The 20,638-nt window shown below is 63.5% G+C and carries 19 protein-coding genes; 13 read left to right on the top strand and 6 right to left on the bottom strand.

The features are described from left to right. Positions 1–5 precede the first annotated feature (5 nt). The 3 genes from trxB to ACR9ZC_RS12155 are packed head-to-tail and all read left to right on the top strand — an operon-like array spanning position 6 to position 2,382. On the top strand, positions 6–1,001 hold the full coding sequence (trxB, locus tag ACR9ZC_RS12165) for a thioredoxin-disulfide reductase (protein WP_414720175.1): 996 nt from the start codon (positions 6–8) through the stop codon (positions 999–1,001). A 25-nt stretch (positions 1,002–1,026) separates the two neighbouring features. Next, positions 1,027–1,743, top strand: a complete 717-nt coding sequence (locus ACR9ZC_RS12160; protein ID WP_481580466.1) for a Smr/MutS family protein — start codon at positions 1,027–1,029, stop codon at positions 1,741–1,743. 18 nt (positions 1,744–1,761) lie between these two features. Next, a complete protein-coding gene (locus ACR9ZC_RS12155) occupies positions 1,762–2,382 on the top strand; it encodes a trimeric intracellular cation channel family protein (RefSeq protein WP_331567540.1) in 621 nt (206 codons plus the stop codon). A gap of 34 nt (positions 2,383–2,416) precedes the next feature. Here the strand turns inward: ACR9ZC_RS12155 and ACR9ZC_RS12150 are convergent, their stop codons facing one another. The 4 genes from ACR9ZC_RS12150 to ACR9ZC_RS12135 form a co-directional block, all read right to left on the bottom strand. Next, positions 2,417–3,535 (bottom strand): ABC transporter ATP-binding protein, encoded by a 1,119-nt coding sequence (locus ACR9ZC_RS12150; protein WP_481580465.1) that lies wholly within the window; start codon positions 3,533–3,535, stop codon positions 2,417–2,419. Between the two features lie 98 nt (positions 3,536–3,633). Then, positions 3,634–4,479, bottom strand: coding sequence for a carbohydrate ABC transporter permease (locus tag ACR9ZC_RS12145; RefSeq protein ID WP_331567716.1), 846 nt, complete (start codon positions 4,477–4,479; stop codon positions 3,634–3,636). A 40-nt stretch (positions 4,480–4,519) separates the two neighbouring features. Beyond that, positions 4,520–5,458: a carbohydrate ABC transporter permease gene (locus tag ACR9ZC_RS12140; RefSeq protein WP_414720176.1), complete on the bottom strand. Its 939-nt coding sequence runs from the start codon at positions 5,456–5,458 to the stop codon at positions 4,520–4,522. A 125-nt stretch (positions 5,459–5,583) separates the two neighbouring features. After that, positions 5,584–6,834 carry an ABC transporter substrate-binding protein gene (locus ACR9ZC_RS12135; protein ID WP_481580464.1) on the bottom strand — a complete coding sequence of 417 codons (1,251 nt, stop codon included), beginning with the start codon at positions 6,832–6,834 and terminating at the stop codon, positions 5,584–5,586. Positions 6,835–7,460: 626 nt separating this feature from the next. Between ACR9ZC_RS12135 and zwf the strand changes: the two genes are divergently transcribed. From zwf to ACR9ZC_RS12115, 4 genes are all read left to right on the top strand, one after another. Then, positions 7,461–8,921: a glucose-6-phosphate dehydrogenase gene (gene zwf, locus ACR9ZC_RS12130; protein ID WP_481580463.1), complete on the top strand. Its 1,461-nt coding sequence runs from the start codon at positions 7,461–7,463 to the stop codon at positions 8,919–8,921. 94 nt (positions 8,922–9,015) lie between these two features. Next, a complete protein-coding gene (gene pgl / locus ACR9ZC_RS12125) occupies positions 9,016–9,708 on the top strand; it encodes a 6-phosphogluconolactonase (RefSeq protein ID WP_481580462.1) in 693 nt (230 codons plus the stop codon). Then, a complete protein-coding gene (locus tag ACR9ZC_RS12120; protein WP_481580461.1) occupies positions 9,686–11,608 on the top strand; it encodes a bifunctional transcriptional regulator/glucokinase in 1,923 nt (640 codons plus the stop codon). Before pgl ends, ACR9ZC_RS12120 begins: the two co-directional genes overlap by 23 nt. A gap of 561 nt (positions 11,609–12,169) precedes the next feature. Continuing rightward, on the top strand, positions 12,170–13,306 hold the full coding sequence (locus ACR9ZC_RS12115) for a porin (protein ID WP_481580460.1): 1,137 nt from the start codon (positions 12,170–12,172) through the stop codon (positions 13,304–13,306). A gap of 128 nt (positions 13,307–13,434) precedes the next feature. On the opposite strand, the gene ACR9ZC_RS12110 is transcribed toward ACR9ZC_RS12115, so the two are convergent. Next, positions 13,435–14,661, bottom strand: coding sequence for a Bcr/CflA family multidrug efflux MFS transporter (locus ACR9ZC_RS12110; protein ID WP_481580459.1), 1,227 nt, complete (start codon positions 14,659–14,661; stop codon positions 13,435–13,437). Between the two features lie 239 nt (positions 14,662–14,900). On the opposite strand from ACR9ZC_RS12110, the gene hemL reads away from it, so the two are divergent. The 6 genes from hemL to ACR9ZC_RS12080 all read left to right on the top strand — a co-directional run bounded on the left by hemL (position 14,901) and on the right by ACR9ZC_RS12080 (position 19,223). After that, a complete protein-coding gene (hemL, locus tag ACR9ZC_RS12105; protein ID WP_481580458.1) occupies positions 14,901–16,184 on the top strand; it encodes a glutamate-1-semialdehyde 2,1-aminomutase in 1,284 nt (427 codons plus the stop codon). A gap of 26 nt (positions 16,185–16,210) precedes the next feature. Then, complete coding sequence (gene ribD / locus ACR9ZC_RS12100) at positions 16,211–17,362, top strand: bifunctional diaminohydroxyphosphoribosylaminopyrimidine deaminase/5-amino-6-(5-phosphoribosylamino)uracil reductase RibD (RefSeq protein ID WP_481580457.1); 1,152 nt, start codon at positions 16,211–16,213, stop codon at positions 17,360–17,362. A gap of 18 nt (positions 17,363–17,380) precedes the next feature. Beyond that, on the top strand, positions 17,381–18,010 hold the full coding sequence (locus ACR9ZC_RS12095; protein ID WP_481580456.1) for a riboflavin synthase: 630 nt from the start codon (positions 17,381–17,383) through the stop codon (positions 18,008–18,010). A gap of 316 nt (positions 18,011–18,326) precedes the next feature. Beyond that, positions 18,327–18,614, top strand: a complete 288-nt coding sequence (locus ACR9ZC_RS12090) for a hypothetical protein (protein ID WP_481580455.1) — start codon at positions 18,327–18,329, stop codon at positions 18,612–18,614. A gap of 49 nt (positions 18,615–18,663) precedes the next feature. After that, a complete protein-coding gene (locus tag ACR9ZC_RS12085) occupies positions 18,664–18,909 on the top strand; it encodes a type II toxin-antitoxin system CcdA family antitoxin (RefSeq protein ID WP_481580454.1) in 246 nt (81 codons plus the stop codon). Further along, the gene (locus tag ACR9ZC_RS12080) at positions 18,909–19,223 is read left to right on the top strand and encodes a CcdB family protein (protein WP_481580453.1); all 315 of its coding nucleotides are present in this window, start codon (positions 18,909–18,911) and stop codon (positions 19,221–19,223) included. The genes ACR9ZC_RS12085 and ACR9ZC_RS12080 overlap by 1 nt, the downstream gene beginning before the upstream one ends. A gap of 78 nt (positions 19,224–19,301) precedes the next feature. Here ACR9ZC_RS12080 and ACR9ZC_RS12075 read toward each other — a convergent pair whose 3' ends face one another. After that, positions 19,302–20,579: a DUF2252 family protein gene (locus tag ACR9ZC_RS12075; protein WP_481580452.1), complete on the bottom strand. Its 1,278-nt coding sequence runs from the start codon at positions 20,577–20,579 to the stop codon at positions 19,302–19,304. Between the last annotated feature and the right edge of the window lie 59 nt (positions 20,580–20,638).

Below are 20,638 nucleotides of genomic sequence, written 5' to 3'. Positions count from 1 at the left end.
TCTCCATGTCCACGCGCAAACACGCCAAAGTCCTCATCCTCGGTTCCGGCCCCGCCGGCTATACGGCTGCCGTCTACGCGGCGCGCGCCAATCTCTCGCCGGTGCTCGTCACGGGCCTCGCGCAAGGCGGGCAACTGATGACGACGACCGATGTCGAGAACTGGCCGGCCGACGCCAACGGCGTTCAGGGTCCCGAGCTGATGCAGCGCTTTCTCGACCATGCCGAGCGTTTCAACACCGAAATCGTGTTCGACCACATCCACACCGCCAAGCTCGATGAAAAGCCCATCCGTCTGATCGGCGATTCGGGAGAGTACACCTGCGATTCGCTCATCATCGCGACCGGTGCGTCGGCGCAATATCTGGGGCTGCCCTCGGAAGAAGCGTTCATGGGACGCGGCGTGTCGGCCTGCGCGACGTGCGACGGATTTTTCTACAAGCAGCAGCACGTGGCCGTGGTGGGCGGCGGCAATACGGCCGTCGAGGAAGCGCTCTATCTCGCGGGCATCGCCAGCAAGGTGACCGTCGTCCATCGACGCGACAAGTTCCGCGCCGAGCCGATTTTGATCGACCGGCTGCTCGAGAAGGAAAAGGAAGGCGTCGTCGAGATCAAGTGGAACCATGTGCTCGACGAGGTCAAGGGCGACGATTCCGGTGTCACGGGCCTGCGCATCAAGCATACGAAGACGGGCGAAACATCCGATATCGCGCTGCAGGGCGTGTTCATCGCGATCGGCCACAAGCCCAACACCGACATCTTCGCCGGCCAGCTCGAGATGAAGAACGGCTACATCATCACGAACGGCGGATTCAGCGGCAACGCGACGGCGACGAGCGTACCAGGTGTCTTTGCCGCGGGCGACGTGCAGGATCACGTCTATCGCCAAGCCATCACGAGCGCCGGCACCGGTTGTATGGCGGCGCTCGATGCGCAGCGCTACCTGGAAAGCATCCATGAAGTGCATCAGGCTCACGTCATGAGCCACGAATCGGACCGCTAACGTCCGAGAGCAGTCCGGCTGTGTCATGAGCAGACATCGAACGCGTCCCGGTAGCGTCAAACCGGGCGAGGCTCCCGTGCGGGCTGGCGGCTTGGCCAGTCTCGGCGGGCTGCGCGACGCGCTCGAACGCAGCGCGGCCCAGCGCGAACGCGAGCGCGCCGCCGCCGCCAAAGCGGCCCGGGAGGCCTCGGCCGACGCCGAACTTTTCCGGCGCGAAGTCGGCAACGTATCGCCGCTGAAGGCTTCGGCGCGCGCAGTGCACGAGCGGGCGGCGCCGCCGGCCGTGGCGGTGCAGACGCGGCGCGACGAGCGTGCCGTGCTGGCCGAGGCGATCTCCGACGAATTCGATCCCGAAGTGCTGCTCGATACCGACGAGTCGCTCTTTTACTGCCGGCCAGGCATCGGCCACGAAGTCGTGCGCAAGCTCAGGCGCGGTCACTGGGTCGTGCAGGCCCAGCTCGACTTGCACGGCATGCGGCGCGACGAAGCGCGCGAGGCATTGGCGGAGTTCATTCGCGAAACGGTCAAGCGCGGCTTGCGCTGCGTACGCGTGGTTCACGGCAAGGGACTCGGCTCGGTCGGCAAGGAGCCCGTGCTCAAGGGAAAGGTCCGCGCCTGGCTCGTGCAGAAAGCGGAAGTCATTGCATTTTGTCAGGCACGCGAGCGCGATGGAGGCGCCGGCGCCGTGCTCGTACTCTTGCAGCCCCCCAGCGCGCCGAAGGCGCCCCCTCGTTCAGCCTGACTTTTCACGAACGCACGCATGCACCCGAGGCTCACCCTCGCCCTGTCGATCATCGAGGGGCTCGCCATTTTCGCCTTTGCGGTCTCGGGGTTCATCGAGGCGCGCAAGCGGCGGCTCGATGCGGTGGGCACGTTTCTCGTCGCCACCGTCACCGCCTTCGGCGGCGGCACGGTCCGGGACGTCCTGCTGGGCCGGCGGCCGTTCTATTGGGTCGAGCACCAGACCTACGTCATCGTCATTTTCGCTTTGTCGTTCTTCGCGCCGGTCATGCTGCGCATGGCGTCGCGCGTACTGTCCGAGCGTGCCCTGCTCGTCGCCGATGCGGTCGGTCTCGGGCTCTTCAGCGTATCGGGAACGTCGATTGCCCTCGAGTCGGGCATGCCCTGGTTCATCTCGGCAATGATGGGCGTGGTGACGGGTGTATTCGGCGGAATTCTTCGCGATGTGCTCTGCAACGAGGTGCCGCTCATCCTCAGGGACTCGCGGCCCTACGCCACGTGCGCACTGGCGGGCTGCGGCCTCTACCTGCTGCTCGCGAAAGCCGATGTCGACCCCGTCTACAGCGTGCTGGCCGCAACCGCTTTCATTCTGGTCGCGCGGCTCGTGACATTCAAACTCGACGTGCGCTTGCCGCATTGAGCGCGGCAAGCGCGACCGAGCCTATGCCCGGCAATCAGGCGATGCGCGCTTCCGTGGCCGGATCGAACAGCACGGCCTTCGAGACATCGAAGAGCAGCGTCATGTTCGAGAGCGGCTGCGGATTCGATGCCGGATGCACCCGGCTCACCGTCCGCTTGCCGTTGATCTGTGCAAACACCAGGGTATCCGGACCCGTCGGCTCGATCACGTCGATCTTGACTTCGATCGGTTGCAGCCCCTCTCCATGACCGTTGTGCGCGTGACGTGCGTCGGTAATCCGCTCGGGGCGCAGCCCCAGAATCACGTTCTTGCCGATCGAACCCTTCACGCGCGCCAGGTCGAATGGCAGATTCAGTACGCTGCGGCTCACGCCCGTATCGAGTTCGATACCGGCACCGGCCCCCTGCTCGACAAGCTTGCCCTCGATGAAGTTCATCGGCGGCGCGCCGATGAAGCCGGCCACGAAGAGATTCGACGGCGAATCGTAGATGTCCTGCGGCGCGCCGAATTGCTGGACGATACCGTCTTTCATGACCGCGATACGATCGCCGAGCGTCATCGCCTCGATCTGATCGTGCGTCACGTAGACGATCGTCGTCCCCAGGCGCTGATGCAGCAGCTTGATTTCCGAACGCATTTCGATGCGCAGCTTGGCGTCGAGGTTCGAGAGCGGCTCGTCGAACAGGAACATGACCGGGTCTCGCGCGAGAGCGCGGCCCATCGCAACGCGCTGACGCTGACCGCCCGACAACTGCCCCGGCTTGCGATCGAGCAGGTGATCGATCTGCAACATCTGCGAAACGCGTTCGACGATCTGCTGCTGTTCGCGCTTGGGCACCTTGCGGATATTGAGTCCGAACGAGATGTTGTCGCGCACCGTCATCGACGGATAAAGCGCGTACGACTGGAAGACCATCGCAATGTCGCGATCCTTCGGCGACAGGTTGTTGACGACCTTGTCGTCGATGCGGATCTCGCCCTTCGTGACCGTCTCGAGCCCGGCGATCATGTTGAGCAGCGTCGATTTGCCACAACCCGAGCCGCCCACGAGAATCAGGAACTGACCGTCCTCGATCTCGATGTCGACGCCCTTGAGGACGGGTACGCCGTTCGGGTAAGTCTTGTATACGTCGCGGATGGAAAGGCTTGCCATGCTGAGAATCCTTTAATCTGCATTGCTGCTTGCGAATAAGCGTTGCGCTTCGTGCGCAGCCCGGCGTGTCGCGCCCTCGGGCGCGAAGCCCGACCGCCTCAGCCCTTGACCGCACCCGCGGTCAAGCCGCGCACGAAGTAGCGCCCTGCGATCACGTAGACGAGAAGCGTCGGCAGGGCCGCGATGATCGCGCCGGCCATGTCCACGTTGTATTCCTTCACACCGGTCGACGTATTGACGAGGTTGTTCAGCGCGACGGTGATCGGCATCGAATCGACGCCGGAGAACACGATCCCGAACAGGAAGTCGTTCCAGATCTGTGTGAACTGCCAGATCACGCACACCATGAAGATCGGCAGCGACACCGGCAACAGGATGCGCGTGAAGATCGTGAAGAAGCCGGCACCGTCGATCCGCGCGGCCTTGACGAGTTCGGCCGGCACGCCGACGTAGAAGTTGCGGAAGAACATCGTCGTGAAGGCGATCCCGTAGACGACGTGCACGAAGACGAGCCCCGTGATCGTGTTCGAGATCCCGATCGTGCCGAGCAGACGCGCCATCGGCAGCAAAATCGTCTGGAACGGAATGAAGCAGCCGACGAGCAGCATCGTGAAAAGCGCGTCCGCACCGCGAAAGCGCCAGTGCGTGAGGACGTAACCGTTGAACGCGCCGACGATCGACGAGATCAGCACGGCCGGAATGACCATGCGGATCGAGTTCATGAAGAACGGCTGCATCCCGTCGCAGCGTACGCCGGTACAGGCCCCGCTCCATGCCTTCACCCACGGGGCGATAGTCCAGTGCATCGGCGGCGTGAGCAGATTACCCGTGCGCAGCTCGTCGATATCCTTGAACGACGTGGAAAGCATCACGTAGATCGGGAACAGGAAATAAAGCGCGAACAGGATGAGGGCCGCGTAGATCACGACACGGCTCACCGACATTCCGGTACGCGCCGGGCCGTCCCCAAACTTCTGTGTCATTTCAGACATTGCGGGTGCTCCTCGATTCCATGTACATGAGCGGCACGAGCACGGCCACGACCGTTGCGAGCATCATCATCGACGACGCGGCGCCGACACCGAGCTGTCCGCGGTTGAACGAGAACGTGTACATGAAGATGGCGGGCAGCGACGACGAAGTGCCCGGACCACCCGCGGTCAATGCAACCACGAGGTCGAACGTCTTGATGGCGATATGGCACAGAATCAGCAGTACCGAAAAGAACACCGGACGCATGCTCGGAATCACGATCTTGCGATAGATCGTGGGCAGCGAAGCACCGTCGACCTGTGCGGCTTTGAAGATCTCGGCGTCGACACCGCGCAAGCCGGCCAGAAAGAGTGCCATGACGAACCCGGTCGATTGCCAGACGGCGGCAATTACGATGCAAAAGATCGCCTTGTCCGGATCCCCGATCCAGTTGAACGAGAAGCTGGCGAATCCCCAGTCGTGCATGACTTTTTCGAGGCCCAGGCCCGGATTGAGAATCCACTGCCACGCTGTACCGGTCACGATGAACGAGAGCGCCATCGGATAAAGGAAGATCGCGCGCAGCGCGCCTTCGTTGCGAATCTTCTGATCGAGCAGGATCGCGAGAAAAAGACCGAGCCCCACGCAAATGCCGATGAACGGAATGCCGAACCAGCCGAGATTCTTGGCCGAGGTCCACCAGACATCGTTATTGAAGAGCTCCGTATAGCGGTCGAGACCCGCGAACGTGTAATTGGGCATCAGTCGCGACTTCGAAAGCGACAGATAGCCGGTGACAGCGATGAAACCGTAAATGAAAACGAGGCTGATGACGATACTGGGCGCCAGAACGAGCTTCGGGATCCAGCGATCGGCCACCGCCGAAAACGACGATGAACGACGATACGTGTGTGCCATCTTGTTGCCTTTGTCGCTAAGAGAGGCAGCCACTACTCGACTCCTAATCTTGCCTGCCGGCGCGCGCCCTGCTTTGCGCCGCAACGCGGCGACCGGCGTAGGTGATGCTGAGAGCGGCGCGTCGAACGAGACGCGCCGCGCTTGGGCACTGCCTTCGCTTACTTCGTCTTCGCGGCGTTCGCGAGCGCCTTCACGGCATCAGCCGACGATTGCTGCGAGTTCATGAACTTCGTCACGACGTCCGTGATCGCACCGGCAACGGCGTCGGGCTGCGCCATACCGTGCGCGAGCGACGGCACATAGCCGCCCGACTTGATCGCCGTTTGCTCATCCGTGTACGACTTCTTCGCGCAATCGTCGAACTTGGTCATCGACACGCCGAGACGCACCGGGATCGAACCTTTGTAGAGGCTGAACTGCTCCTGGAACGCGGGGCTCATGATGGTCTTGGCCATTGCGAGTTGCCCCGGCGTTGCCGCCTTCTGGCCTTTTTGCTGGAAGAAGACGAACGAATCGACGTTGAACGTATAGGCCTTGTCGGTGCCCGGCACGGGTGCGCAGACATAGTCGACGCCCGACTTCTTGTTCGCGTTGGCGAACTCGCCCTTGGCCCAGTCGCCCATGAACTGCATGCCGGCCTTGTTGTTGATCACCATCGCCGTGGCGAGGTTCCAGTCACGGCCCGTGCGACCTGAATCGAAGTAGCCCTGGATCTTACGCACCGTATCGAAGACCTTCACCATCTGCGGCGAAGTCAGCGTGGCCTGGTCGAGATCGACGAGCGCCTTCTTGTAGAAGGGAGCGCCTTGCGACAGCACGACATCTTCCCAAAGCGTGAGGTCCTGCCACGGCTGGCCCCCCATGGCGATCGGCATGATGCCGTTCGCCTTCATTTTGTCCGCAACGGTGAAGAACTCGTCCCAGGTCGTCGGCACTTTGCCGCCCGCCTTGTCGAGCGCGGCCTTGTTGATGTAGAGCCAGTTCACGCGGTGCACCGAGAACGGCGCGGCGACGTAGTGGCCCTTGTACTGCATGATCTTGTCGATTTCCGGCGGCAGGTTCTTCTTCCAGTTCTCGTCCTTCGCGACCGAATCGATGTTCACGAGCACGTCCTGATCGGCCCACTCCTGAATCAGCGGCCCCTTGATCTGCGCGGCCGAAGGGGCATTGCCCGAGATGACCTGCGTCTTGAGCGCCGTCATTGCGGCCGCACCCGCGCCGCCGGCGACCGCGAAGTCCTTCCAGGTGTAACCCTGCTTCGTCATGTCGTCCTTCAGCACGCCGACGGCTTTCGATTCGCCACCCGACGTCCACCAGTGCAGCACTTCGACGGACTCCGCCGCTTGCGCCGAAACAGCGCCCATCAGCCCCGTGGCGGCGAGCGCTGCCATGATCGCGCGAACTTTCATTCTTTATCTCCTCCGGACACCTGAACAAGATACGATTGCTCCCCGTTTCTTAGCGATGGGGAACGGTGGTTGGTCAAACAGAACAACACTGGACAGGCCGGACCTGGCGCCATTCGATACGGCTGAACACACGCCCGGCCGGAAGACGCTTCAGGAATTGGATGATTCGGAACTCAACAACTTGTCTCCTGTTTTGATTCGACCCGGCCCGACAGGCATCGCGCGGTCGGACTCGGGGAGGCGGAACGGATTGCCGCTTGACGCTAAGATGCAACGCGCGGCGCATACCCGAGCGCGCCGACGTGCCAGCACGCTTCGCAGCCGATTCGCGCCCGAAACACCGCGCCACGCTCCGCGCGACGCATGCTTTTTGCATCGAATCAACGTTACCTCTTGATTTGGATTGTAGTTAAACTACAATTCAGTGTCAAAAAAATTTTTATCGCGCTACAACCGGGTCCCGGCCGCCGTCTCCGTCGAGCGGTCGATCCGATGGAGAATGTGCGAGAGGCAAACTGGAGACAGATCCACCTCAGATACGACGCTAGTTCGACCCAAGCCCCAATCCGACGCAACCTGCACCTGGTCCGCGCGCTCAGCAACCCTTGACCTTCGGCTCACGACTCATGCAAATCGACTCAGGCTTTAACTTCGTTCTCTTCGGCGGGACCGGCGACCTGTCGATGCGAAAGATTCTCCCGGCGCTGTACGAAGCCCACCGTGCGGGCATGCTGTCCGACAACGGCAGGATCGTGGCCGTGGCGCGGCACGCGGCGGATCGCGACGGCTACATCGAATGGATCAATTCGAACGTCAAGTCGCACGTCTCGAAGGCGGGCGTCGACGATGCCGTCTGGCGGAGCTTTCTCGAACGCATCGCCTACGTGAAGCTCGATCTCGGCAAGGCCGAGGATTTCGTCGTGCTGCGCGATGCGCTCGACGGGCATCCGGGGATTCGGGTCTTCTATCTGGCGACCGGTCCGTCGCTGTTCGTACCGATCTGCCGCGCGCTGGCTTCCGTGGGCCTGAACGAGAACGCGCGGATCGTGCTCGAAAAACCGCTCGGCTACGATCTGCGCTCGTCGAACGCGATCAACGACGCCGTCGGCGAAATCTTCACGGAAGAGCAGATCTACCGGATCGATCACTACCTCGGCAAGGAGCCGGTGCAGAACCTGCTCGCGCTGCGTTTCGGCAACGCCCTGTTCGAACCGTTGTGGCGCCGCGAGTGGGTCGAAAGCATTCAGATCACCATCGCCGAGGAGCTCGGGGTCGAAGGCCGCGGCGACTTCTACGACAACACGGGTGCGCTGCGCGACATGGTGCAGAACCATTTGTTGCAGTTGCTATCGATCGTCGCCATGGAGCCGCCGCATTCGATGGACTCCGATTCGGTGCGTGACGAGAAGCTGCGGGTATTGCGCGCGCTCAAGCCCATCGATACGCGCGACATCTCCAAGGTCGCCGTTCGGGGGCAATATCATGCGGGCGTCATCAAAGGGGCCTCGGTGCCCGCTTATGCGACCGAACACGGTGTGAAGCCGCAGAGCGCGACCGAAACCTTCGTCGCATTGAAAGTCGAGATCGAGAACTGGCGCTGGTCCGGCGTGCCGTTCTTCCTGCGCACGGGCAAGCGGCTCGCGGATCGCATCGCGGAGATCGTCGTCAACTTCCGCCCGGTGCCACACTCGGCGCTCGGCGCGCCGGCGCTGCGCCCGGGCGCCAATCGCCTCGTGATCCGCCTGCAGCCGAACGAATCGATCAGGCTCTACTGCCTCGCCAAGCAGCCCGGCGAAGGCATGAATCTCGCGAGCGTGCACCTGGATCTCGCCTTCGATCAGTTCTTCAAGGAAGGACAGATGGAGGCGTACCAGCGGCTCCTGCTCGATGTCATCAACGGCCGGCTCGCGCTGTTCGTGCGGCGCGACGAGCAGGAAGCCGCCTGGCGCTGGGTCGAGCCCATTCTCAACGAATGGGCGGTATCGAACAAGCCGCCGAAGCCGTATGCGTCGGGTACCTGGGGGCCGGCCGCCGCCAGCGCGATGCTCGCGCAGCACGGCACCTGCTGGCTCGAGGAAGAAAACTAAGGCAAGGGTCGCATGCCGGGACGGAGCGCTGCGTACCGCGGCGCCCCGTCGAACGAACCCGTTGGGGAATACAAAAAGCTGCTCAGGAGGAGAAGTGATCGAGCTTCACGCTTTTGACGATCCGCGCGCCCAGGCCGGCGCGCTGGCGAGAGCGGTCGGCGATGCGCTCAACGCATCGTGCGCCGCGTCCGGCGGCGCGTCGCGCACGACGCTCGCGGTATCCGGCGGTACGAGCCCGCGTCCGTTTCTGCTCGCATTGGCGAAAGAACCGGTCGACTGGAGGCGCATCGATCTGACGCTCGTCGACGACCGTTGGGTGCCCGAAACCGATCCGGCCAGCAACGCGAGACTCGTGCGCGAGACACTGCTGCGAGACGGTGCGGGCGATGCGCGCTTTTTGCCGCTCGTCGATACGGCCGTCACGCTCGAAGCAAACGTCGCCGCGCTCAACGCCGATGCGCAGCGCGCGTTGCCAAGCGTTGCCGTGCTCGGCATGGGTGAAGACGGGCATAGCGCGTCGCTCTTTGCCGACGCTCCCGAGTGGGCCCGGATCACGTCCCCCGATGCGCCATACTTCGTCGCCGTCCATCCCAAGGCAGCGCCCCACGCGCGCGTGAGCTTGTCGCTCGCCGCACTCAAGCAAATCGAGCGGCTCTATCTGCTGATCTCCGGCACGCCCAAACTCGACGTGCTCAAGGCAGCCGCATCCACCGCCCAGGAAAACGCCATCTCGAAGCTGGCAAACGACAAGGGAGTCAGACTCGATGTCTACTGGTGTGCAAACTAAAGTAATCGCCATTCCGGGCGCCCGTCAGCACGCCGACGGCCCGAGGCTGCTCGCCGATATCGGCGGCACCAACGCGCGCTTCGCGCTCGAAATCGGCCCCGGCGAGATTTCGCAGATTCGCGTCTATCCCTGCGCCGAGTATCCGAGCGTCGAAGAGGTGCTCAAGCAGTATCTGAAGGACACGAAAGTCGGCCACGTCAATCACTCGGCAATCGCGATCGCGAATCCCGTCGATGGCGATCAGGTCAGCATGACCAACCACAACTGGACGTTCTCGATCGAAGCCACGCGTCGCGCGCTCGGCTTCGATACGCTGCTCGTCGTCAATGACTTCACCGCGCTCGCGATGGCGCTGCCGGGCCTCACGGACGCGCAGCGCGTGCAGATCGGCGGCGGCGCGCGCCGCCAGAACAGCGTGATCGGCCTGCTGGGCCCCGGCACGGGCCTTGGCGTATCGGGCCTCATTCCCGCCGACGACCGCTGGATTGCCCTCGGCAGCGAAGGCGGTCATGCGAGCTTCGCGCCGTCCGACGAGCGCGAGGACATCGTGCTGCACTATGCGCGCAAGAAGTGGTCGCACGTGTCGTTCGAACGCGTCGCGGCAGGTCCGGGCATCGAATTGATCTACCGGGCGCTGGCGGCACGCGACAAAAAGCGCGTCGGCGCCACCCTCGATCCCGCGGAGGTCGTCAGCCGCGCGCTCGAAGGCGATCCGCTCGCGGCTGAATCGGTCGACTGCTTTTGCGGCATTCTCGGCACGTTCGCGGGCAATATCGCCGTGACACTCGGCGCGCTCGGCGGCATCTACATCGGCGGCGGCGTCGTGCTGAAGCTGGGCGAGTTCTTCGCGCGCTCGCGGTTCAGAGAGCGCTTCGAGGCGAAGGGCCGCTTCGAGCCGTATTTGGCCAACGTGCCCACCTACGTCATCACGGCCGAGTATCCGGCGTTCCTGGGCGTGTCGGCCATTCTCGCGGAGCAGCTCTCGAACCGCACGGGCGGCGGCTCCTCGGCTGTCTTCGAGCGCATTCGTCAGATGCGCGATGCGCTGACGCCGGCCGAGCGGCGCGTGGCCGATCTCGCCTTGAATCATCCGCGCTCGATCATCAGCGATCCGATCGTCGATATCGCCCGCAAGGCCGACGTGAGCCAGCCGACGGTGATCCGCTTTTGCCGTTCGCTGGGCTGCCAGGGCCTGTCCGATTTCAAGCTCAAGCTCGCCACGGGGCTGACCGGAACCATTCCGGTCAGCCACAGCCAGGTCCATCTCGGCGATACGGCGACCGATTTCGGCGCGAAAGTGCTCGACAACACCGTCTCGGCGATCCTGCAGTTGCGCGAGCACCTGAACTTCGAGCATGTCGAGCGGGCGATCGATATGCTCAACAGCGCACGGCGCATCGAGTTCTACGGACTGGGCAATTCGAACATCGTCGCGCAGGACGCGCATTACAAGTTCTTCCGCTTCGGCATTCCGACCATCGCCTACGGCGATCTCTATATGCAGGCCGCCTCCGCTGCCCTGCTCGGCAAAGGCGACGTCATCGTGGCGGTATCGAAGTCGGGCCGGGCGCCCGAGCTGCTGCGCGTGCTCGACGTCGCCATGCAGGCGGGCGCGCAGGTGATCGCCATCACCTCGAGCAACACACCGCTGGCCAAGCGGGCTACGGTGGCGCTGGAAACGGATCACATCGAGATGCGCGAATCGCAGCTTTCGATGATCTCGCGCATTTTGCATCTCGTGATGATCGACATTCTCGCCGTGGGCGTGGCGATCCGGCGCGCCGTACCGAGCCCGGAAGTGACCGAGGCCGTTGCCAAGGCTCGCGCGAGCCGCACCGAGGATGCGGCGGCCGTGCTCGACTGGCTCAGCCATGGGGCGGCATCCTCCGCTACGGATTGACCTCGAGCTTGGCGAAAACCCTCATCGGAGGGGCGTCTCCACGCTGCTACACTCAATCGGCCGGGGACTGTTGCGATTCGCCGGCTTTATTCCAAGAGCCCGTTCCGGTCCGCCGGCCCGGGCTTTTTTTTGGGGTGAGCCGGCCGCCGTCCTCGCCCATGATCCCCCGTTTCGGTGCACGAGCCGCCCGCGATCGCCCCAATATTGGGCAAAGCGGCCGTTTCTTCGTCTGTTTTTCCCCACGCAAGCGCAACAATTCTGACACACGATATGTGGCGGCGCGGCAACGCTGTCGTGCATATTTAAGCAACCGCTTTCACCGGAACGCACAGCCGGCGCGGCTGTGGAAGAGGCTCTTCGCGAAATACACCGTTTCAAAAACTGCAACGACGGGAAGCAACTAGTGTTTCCACTAATAAGGGGCTGATTTCGACATGCCTAGTATCCGGACGACTACCTGGACCCGCGGCGGGGATCCAGCGTGTTCAAAAGATGCGCTAGTCCGCTGCACTCACCACCCCGGGTGCTCAATTTGCAGTTCAACGTCTCGGAGACCGTTTAATGAAAAAATCGCTTATCGCCCTCGCAGTGACGAGCGCCGTGGCAGCACCGGCGTTCGCGCAGAACAGTGTCACCCTTTACGGCATCATCGATCTCGGGATCAGCTACGTTAACAACACTAGCGGTCATTCGCAGTGGCAAGAGCAAAGCGGTATCTTGCAAGGTAGCCGCTTTGGCATGAAGGGCGCTGAGGACCTGGGCGGCGGCACCAAGGCCATCTTCCAATTGGAAAACGGCTTCAACGCGGCCAACGGCAAGCTGGCTCAGCATAGCCGCATGTTCGGTCGCCAGGCCTACGTCGGTCTGACGAACGACTCGTTCGGTACCCTGACCCTCGGTCGCCAATACGACCCGGTGGTCGACATGGTTCAGTCGACGACGTTCAACGGCCAGTGGGGCGCGTTCTTCTCGCACCCGGCCGATATCGACAACACCGATAACGGCTTCCGTATCAACAACGCAGTGAAGTATGTCTCGCCGAAGTTTGCGGGCCTGCAAGCCGAAGCCATGTACGCATTCGGCGGCGTTGCCGGCCAGTTCGGTCAAAACAGCACGATCGGCGGCGCATTGAGCTACTCGGCCGGTCCTCTGTATGTCGGCGCAGGTTACTTCTACGCGCGCAACCCCGGCGTGCAGTTTGACGACGGCAACTTCAACGCGAACCAGGCACCGGGCGCCGTCAATCCGACGACGGGCATCTGGGGTCTCGTCGGTCTGCCCCGCAACATGCAGGTCGCCAGCCTCGGCGCGAGCTACACGATGGGACCGGCGCTCTTCGGTGCCAACTTCTCGGACGTGCGGTTCGACGACGCGAACGGCGTGGCCGGCAACAAAGTGCGGTTCGACAGCGCTGAACTGTGGGGCCAGTACAGCCTGACGCCGGCCACGACGCTCGGCGCGGGCTACACGTTCACGTTCGGTAAGGTCGATGCAACGGGCCAGAAGCCGAAGTACGGTCAGGTCAACCTGGTTGCCGACTATCGTCTGTCGAAGCGTACCGACGTCTATGCAATGGGCGTCTACCAGCACGCGATGAGCGGCGGTGTGACGGCTGACATCTACGCGGCAGAGTTCTCCGGCGCCAGCACGACGAAGAACCAGGTCGCAGCACGCGTCGGTATCCGTCACAAGTTCTAAACAAACAAGTAACAACCCGCGCGCCGGCAAAGCTTCGGCTTTGCCGGACGACAGCGGGATCGGCAGTACACTCGAAAGGCGCCGCTTGTTGGCGCCTTTTTTTATGGCGGTTGTCTCGCGTGCGACCTTCAGCGTGGCATGGCCGTACCGCGCGCCGGCAGGCCGTGCCAGCGGATCACCATCGTTCGCCCGGCGAAACAGAGCGCCCCGGTCCCAGCGATCGTGATGCCCATGCCGGTGGGCGTGCCGTTTTGCAGCACACCGACGACGAAGCTTGCGAGCGCGCCGAGCACGAGCTGCCCGGCACCGAAAACCGCGGCCGCGGCGCCCGCGTTGCGCGGATAGCGGTGCATGAGATCGGTCGTGCAATTCGCGGTCAGCACACCTACGACGCCCACCACGAAGAACAGCCCCGCGACGATGGACCAGAGGCCGCCCCACCCCGTCAGGCAAGCGAGCGCAACGAACAACGAGGCCCCGCAGCTCACGAACGACGCACCCGCGACGAGCCGCAGCGAGCCCAACCGGCTGATCAACCGCGCGTTGAGATAGTTGCCGAGCATGATGCCGACGATATTGAGGCCGAAGAAGAACCCGTAGTGTTGCGGCGTCACATGGAAATAATCGATGTACACGAACGGCGTTGCCGTGATGTACGCGAACATCGACGCGAACGCCATGCCGCCGCACAACAAGTGGCCGAGCGCGACCGGATCGACGAGAAGCCGCCCGTAGATGGCGAACGAATGCCAGAGCGCCGCGCCGGCACGCTTGTCGGCCGGCCACGATTCGCGCACCCGCATGAAGGCGAGCGCCGACGCGAGCGCACCGAAGAGCGCCAGCACGACGAAGATCGCACGCCAGCCGCCGACGAGCAGCAACTGTCCGCCGATGAGTGGCGCCAGCAGTGGGCCTACCCCCGTCACGATCGCGATCATCGAGAGCACGCGCGCCGCATCGTGCGGCGCATGGACGTCACGCGCGATCGCGCGCGCCATCACGGAGGCCGCGCCGGCTCCCAGCGCCTGGACGAAACGCATGCCGACCAGCAGATCGATCGACCCCGCACTCGCGCAGGCAATACTCGCGACGAGAAAAAGAGCGAGGCCGCCGAGCAGAATCGGACGCCGGCCGAAACGGTCGGACAGCGGGCCATAGACCAGCATGCCGATCGCGAAGCCGAGCATGAAGCTCGTCAGCGTGCTTTGGGCGGCCGAATCGGCGACCCCGAACGCGCGTGCGATCGAAGGCAGGCTCGGCAGGTACATGTCGACCGCGATCGGGCCGCAGGCCGCGAGCGCGCCCAGGAGCACGATGAGGCGTAGATCAGGCTGGCGTTGGTCGGTTTCGGTCATCGAATGGAATGCCTCATAAAGACGGCAGGCGCTGCGCGGCGGCTGCAAGCGGCGAGCCAGGCAACCGGGCGCGAAGCGCACGGCGCGTAAAGCGCAGATTCTACGCAAAGCGATCGGCAAACGCCCGGGCGGCGCCGCTCCGGTACAATTCCACGCATCGTAGGGCCGTTTTTTGCCATGGCGCCCGATTGAACGGGTGGCGCCCCGGCCCGATCCTTCATTGCAGTTGCCCTCACTCCATGCCTAGCAATCAAGCTCTGTTCGAACGCGCTCAGCGCGTCATCCCCGGCGGCGTCAATTCGCCCGTGCGGGCCTTCCGCTCGGTCGGCGGCACGCCGCGCTTCATCGCGCGTGCCCAGGGCCCCTACTTCTGGGACGCCGAGGGGACCCGTTACATCGACTACATCGGTTCCTGGGGACCGATGATCCTGGGCCATGTCCATCCCGAAGTCCTCGAAGCCGTTCAGCGTGTGCTGGCTGACGGCTTCTCGTTCGGCGCGCCGACCGAAGCCGAGATCGAGATCGCCGAAGAAATCCGCAAGCTCGTCCCCTCGATGGAGCAGTTGCGGTTCGTCTCGAGCGGCACCGAAGCGACGATGAGTGCGCTGCGCCTGGCGCGCGGATTCACGGATCGCAGCCGCATCGTCAAATTCGAAGGTTGCTATCACGGGCACGCGGACAGCTTGCTCGTCAAGGCCGGCTCGGGTCTGCTCACGTTCGGCAACCCGACTTCGGCCGGCGTGCCGCCCGATATCGCCAACCATACGACGGTGCTCGAATACAACAACAGCGAGGCGCTCGAAGCGGCGTTCGCCGCATTCGGCCGCGAGATCGCGGCCGTGATCGTCGAGCCCGTGGCCGGCAACATGAACCTGGTGCGCGGCAATCCGGCCTTCTTGCAGACGCTGCGGCGGCTTTGCACGGAATACGGTGCCGTGCTGATCTTCGACGAGGTGATGTGCGGTTTTCGTGTCGCACTGGGGGGCGCGCAAGCGCTTTATGGCATCGAGCCGGATCTCACCTGCCTCGGCAAGGTCATCGGCGGCGGCATGCCCGCGGCCGCGTTCGGCGGTCGGCGCGACATCATGGCGCACCTCGCCCCTGAAGGAGCGGTCTATCAGGCCGGCACGCTATCGGGCAATCCTGTCGCCGTCGCGGCGGGCATGAAGACGCTGCAACTGATCCAGGCGCCGGGGTTTTACGAACAGCTCTCGGCGAAGACTGCGCGCCTGGCCAACGGGCTGTCGGCGGCGGCGCGTGCGGCCGGCGTGGCCTTCAGCGCCGATGCGCTCGGCGGCATGTTCGGCATTTACTTCACCGCGCAGGTGCCGGCCAGCTTCGCCGATGTCTCGCGCAGCGACATCGCCGCCTTCAACGCGTTCTTTCATCGCATGCTCGACGCTGGCGTCCATTTCGCGCCATCCGCGTACGAAGCCGGGTTCGTGTCGAGTGCGCACGACGATGCCGTCATCGATGCCACGCTCGATGCCGCACGCGGTGCGTTTGCCGCGCTTGCGGCGTAACGCCGCTCGCCGACGAGCACCCGACGATGTTTTCCGACGCGGACTTCGCCCACATGCAGCGCGCGCTCGCGCTGGCTGCGCGGGGGCTTTACACGACGACGCCCAACCCGCGGGTCGGCTGCGTGCTCGTCAAGCACGGACTGGCCATCGGCGAAGGCTTTACACAGCCTGCCGGCCAGGACCACGCCGAGGTGCAGGCGCTCAAGGACGCGCGCCGGCGCGGCAACGATCCGCATGGCGCGACGGCCTATGTGACGCTGGAACCTTGCAGCCATTTCGGTCGCACGCCGCCGTGCGCTCATTCGCTGATCGAGGCGCGCGTGGCGCGTGTGATCGCGGCGATGGAAGATCCGAACCCGCAGGTCTCGGGCCGCGGTCTCACGATGCTGCGCGACGCTGGGATCGACGTTCGTTGCGGGTTGCTGGCCCATGAAGCGCAGGAGCTGAACATCGGCTTCGTTTCGCGCATGACGCGCAAACGGCCGTGGGTGCGCATGAAAATCGCGGCCTCGCTCGATGGGCGAACGGCGCTGCCCTCCGGCGAGAGTCAGTGGATCACCGGGCCCGCCGCCCGTGCCGACGGACATACCTGGCGCGCGCGCGCCTGCGCGATCCTGACCGGCGTCGGTACCGTGCGCGAGGACAATCCGCACTTGACGGTACGCGCGATCGAGACGCCGCGCCAGCCGCTGCGTGTGCTCATCGACAGCCGGCTCGACGCGCCGCTCGATGCGCATATCTTCGAAGGTGCGCCGCCACTTGTTTTCTGCGCGGGCCTGGACGGGGACAATGCGGCGCGAGCGGAGGCGCTCGCGGAGCGGGGCGTGGAAGTCGTCGCGCTCGAGAATGCACACGGCAAGGTCGATCTGGCGGGCATGCTCAAGGAACTCGGCCGGCGCGGCATCAACGAGCTGCACGTCGAGGCCGGACATAAGCTCAACGGCTCGCTGCTGCGCGAAGGATGTGTCGACGAGTTGCTCGTCTATCTTGCACCGAGCCTGCTCGGCGCCGATTCTGCGGGCATGCTTGCGCTTGCCGCTCCCGCGACGCTCGATGCGCGCACGCGGCTCGTATTCCGCAGCGTCGAGCGGGTCGGCGACGATCTGCGCGTGCTGGCGCGCATGGTACCGGCCGAGCCGGTTTCGCCGGCGCCTGCTCCGACGCCCTCTTCATTCTGATTACGAGGCACAGACACGATGTTTACGGGAATCGTCGCGGCAGTGGGCCGCATCGAGACAGTAGCGCCGCTCGGCACCGAGGCAAACGCCGGAGTGCGTTTGACGGTGCGCGCGGGCGCGCTCGATCTGACGGACGTCGCCATCGGCGACAGTATTGCGATCCAGGGTGCCTGCATGACGGTCGTCGCCAAGACGGGCGAAACATTCGACGTCGATGTCTCGCGCGAAAGCCTGAATTGCACCGTGGGGCTTGGCGAGTCCGGCGAGGTCAACCTTGAAAAGGCCCTCACGGCACATGAGCGGCTGGGCGGGCATATCGTCTCGGGACATGTCGATGGGCTCGGTACCGTCACGCGCTTCGCGCCCGTGGGCGAGTCGCACGAGTTGCGCGTGCTGGCGCCGCGCGAGATCGGCCGCTATCTCGCGTATAAGGGTTCGGTGACCGTCAACGGTGTGAGCCTGACGGTCAATAGCGTTGTCGATCGGGACGACGGTTGCGAGTTTTCGATCAACCTCATTCCGCATACCGTCGAAGTCACGACGCTCAAGCATCTGTCGACGGGTAGCCGGGTCAATCTGGAGGTTGATTTGATTGCGCGCTACACAGAAAGGATGCTGTCGTCGGCATCACTCATGGGCCGCCCGTAACTGTTTAAACCAGTGCGCGTTTCGAGTTTCATCGTTCGCCGACTTACTCGACGATCCGCTGCCGGAACCAAGGTGCAGAAGGGCGATACCGTGCATTTGACCGAGGCGCCAGAAGGCGGCTACCGGATCGCCAGCTTGCCGAGCATGGCGGCCTCGATGGTGTGCGCGACAAAGGCTGTGCAAGCGTTTCCAGCCAAACTCAGCATAGTTGCGCGGTACGTGGCTGATGGCGCAGGCCCATTTGCCCATGCCGCGCTTGTCGGAGTCGAGCACGCGCCGCATGGTAGATGACCTCAACGCGCTGCGCAGTTAGTGCATGGCGAATGACAAAGCCGTTACCCTGCTTCCCGACGCAGGGCCTTTGATCACGCTTGCCTACGCCGATGCGCTGAATCTGCTGCTAAAACCGGGATGGTCCGTTGCACTCGTCGATATGGTGCAGCATGAGGTCATGCGCAATGAGACGCCGACCAGCGCTCGCATTGCTTCATGGGTGAGCGCCAACAGCATCCCGGTTCGTCGGCGCGCTATAGCCCTGCCACAGGCCTCGGCATGGCAGCGGGCTCTCTCGGGCGGGCCCGCAAACGGATACCGGGATCAATAGAATTATGTGGGTTATAATGCGCATAAATTCGCACATGGGAGGGGTGAATATGCGGCATACGACGACTGACGCCATTCCGCGCCGAGCTACCAACATCAGCCTGCCTGAGGACGTCTACAAGGACGCGAAGGAGCTCGGGATCAACTTCTCACAGACATGCGAACGGGCGATCCGGCAGGCGGTACAGCTAGAGAAGGACCGCCAATGGGCAATCAAATATGCTGATTTTATCCAGGCATACAACGACATGGTAGAGCGCGACGGCCTGCCTCTCGCTCAGTATCGGACGTTCTGATGGGTCGTTTCGACGTGTTTGCCAACCCGAGTGGGCACCCGGGTACGCCCTATGTGCTCGAGGTCCAAGGAAATCATCTGTCCGGCTTAGCGACCCGCGTAGTTGTTCCGCTACGCCGCCTGGACCGGATCGCCCCAGTGCCGCTTCCGCCTGACCTCATCCCCATATTCGTTGTCGAGGGTATCGAGTGCATGCTCGATACCCCGACGCTCGCCGCCGTTCCGCGCAGCGCACTGACCAAGCCAGTTAGCTCGCTCGTACATCGGCAGGATGAAATCATATCGGCACTAGACCGATTGTTTGGGGGATGGTGAGTTTGCCAGCGGACTAACCGAAGCCGAAGGTCATCTTCGAGAACAAAGCCGTGACGCTTTCGCACACAGACTGGTGTTCTACGACTCACTAATGCCCCCGTACTCAATGCAGCTTTGAGCACTGCTCAACGGCCGTTCCAACGCATAACGCCGGCAATGTTCGAGGTATTGCGCTTCATGCATCACGAGCAATTCGACGATGCTGCTCCAGAGCCACGAAGGCGCCTCCGAAGACTTCGGTCGCCTGGTGTGCAATGCGGCGAGCCACGCTTGGCGAGTCGCGGCATCCATCTGCCCCGCATGCGCGCGACCGACGACAAGCGCCAGAAAATACGCCGCTTTCACCGCGTCGCGTTCCGACAGATGCTCAGCCTCGACCTTCAAATCCTGAGGCATCAGCTCACGGACCACAGCCGAGCAACCATCGAGCCGAGCAGCGATCATGCGCTCGCCGAGCAACGGCGAGACATGGCGTGCGCCTTCCACCACACGTTTTGCATTGTCGCGCGGCATACGATGCCCGTGAGCAACCGGCGCCGCAGGCGCGACCGCTTCCTTGATGTCGATGAGGCGCGGTGGGCCGTCCGTGGAGTTCGACCCATCGACGCCCAATAACACCGCATATCGGCGCCGGCCCAGCGAACTGCATCCTTTCACCCAATAAGCAGCATCGAGCACGCGGATCGCCGACGCGTTTCGCTCCGTCTCGCCCAGCACCGTACGAATCAGCGCCGGGCCCCCGGCTTCGAACAGCGCGTGCACAGCCTGATTCTCGTCGTCCGACATCGCCCAAAAGCGCTTGCCAAGCGGGATGTGGGGCTCGACATGCCGGATGTTCTGGCGTGCAAGCTTACGCTGCGAACGGTGCAGCGCTTCCTTCATCGCGATCGTGACCACTTTCGGTCGTTGCGACTGGCTCGTGTCGTCAGCGCGCCGGTCGTCGAACGCTTGTTCATACCCGTCGAGCAGCGCACCCGCGATGCGACTCAGGATCACGCCCGGTAAATCCGAACTGCGCGCCGCGGTAGCCAGCGACAGTCCCAGTCGCAGCAGGTCGTGCACCGGATTTCCGATCACGCTCTGATCGAGATCCCGGATCTGAACCGCAACCTCTGCGTCGGCGTTGGCCACCGGGCCAAGGTTGCCCAAGTGACAATCGCCGCAAATCCACACGTCCGGCCCCACCGGTAACCTGCCGGCCGCCTGAGTCTTCACCCATTCGTAAAAATGAGCGGCGGTGCCCCGCTCATAGGCATGAGGCGAGCGCGCCATTTTCTGCCGGCGCAACTCGGCCAGCACGTACTGACTGGCGTCAGGCGGAGGATATTGCGCGGATTTGGCCGATCGCCTCGACACGGTGCCTCCACGGACAGGAGTGGTCCGCACCTATCGCAGTTAGCTCAAAGCGTGCCCGG

This window comes from Trinickia sp. HAY1-2D, assembly GCF_056754935.1.
The sequence above is the reverse complement of the archived record's forward strand: the minus strand, read 5'-3'. Positions and strand labels throughout refer to the sequence as shown.

Coding starts and splice junctions, on each gene's coding strand:
- ACR9ZC_RS12155 (WP_331567540.1), top strand. CDS start 1,762: ATGCACCCGAGGCTCACCCTCGCCCTGTCGATCATCGAGGGGCTCGCC.
- ACR9ZC_RS12150 (WP_481580465.1), bottom strand. CDS start 3,535: ATGGCAAGCCTTTCCATCCGCGACGTATACAAGACTTACCCGAACGGC.
- ACR9ZC_RS12145 (WP_331567716.1), bottom strand. CDS start 4,479: ATGTCGGTGAGCCGTGTCGTGATCTACGCGGCCCTCATCCTGTTCGCG.
- zwf (WP_481580463.1), top strand. CDS start 7,461: ATGCAAATCGACTCAGGCTTTAACTTCGTTCTCTTCGGCGGGACCGGC.
- ACR9ZC_RS12115 (WP_481580460.1), top strand. CDS start 12,170: ATGAAAAAATCGCTTATCGCCCTCGCAGTGACGAGCGCCGTGGCAGCA.
- ACR9ZC_RS12135 (WP_481580464.1), bottom strand. CDS start 6,834: ATGAAAGTTCGCGCGATCATGGCAGCGCTCGCCGCCACGGGGCTGATG.
- ACR9ZC_RS12090 (WP_481580455.1), top strand. CDS start 18,327: ATGGCGAATGACAAAGCCGTTACCCTGCTTCCCGACGCAGGGCCTTTG.
- trxB (WP_414720175.1), top strand. CDS start 6: ATGTCCACGCGCAAACACGCCAAAGTCCTCATCCTCGGTTCCGGCCCC.
- ACR9ZC_RS12160 (WP_481580466.1), top strand. CDS start 1,027: ATGAGCAGACATCGAACGCGTCCCGGTAGCGTCAAACCGGGCGAGGCT.
- ACR9ZC_RS12110 (WP_481580459.1), bottom strand. CDS start 14,661: ATGACCGAAACCGACCAACGCCAGCCTGATCTACGCCTCATCGTGCTC.
- ACR9ZC_RS12085 (WP_481580454.1), top strand. CDS start 18,664: ATGCGGCATACGACGACTGACGCCATTCCGCGCCGAGCTACCAACATC.
- ribD (WP_481580457.1), top strand. CDS start 16,211: ATGTTTTCCGACGCGGACTTCGCCCACATGCAGCGCGCGCTCGCGCTG.
- ACR9ZC_RS12080 (WP_481580453.1), top strand. CDS start 18,909: ATGGGTCGTTTCGACGTGTTTGCCAACCCGAGTGGGCACCCGGGTACG.
- hemL (WP_481580458.1), top strand. CDS start 14,901: ATGCCTAGCAATCAAGCTCTGTTCGAACGCGCTCAGCGCGTCATCCCC.
- ACR9ZC_RS12095 (WP_481580456.1), top strand. CDS start 17,381: ATGTTTACGGGAATCGTCGCGGCAGTGGGCCGCATCGAGACAGTAGCG.
- ACR9ZC_RS12120 (WP_481580461.1), top strand. CDS start 9,686: ATGTCTACTGGTGTGCAAACTAAAGTAATCGCCATTCCGGGCGCCCGT.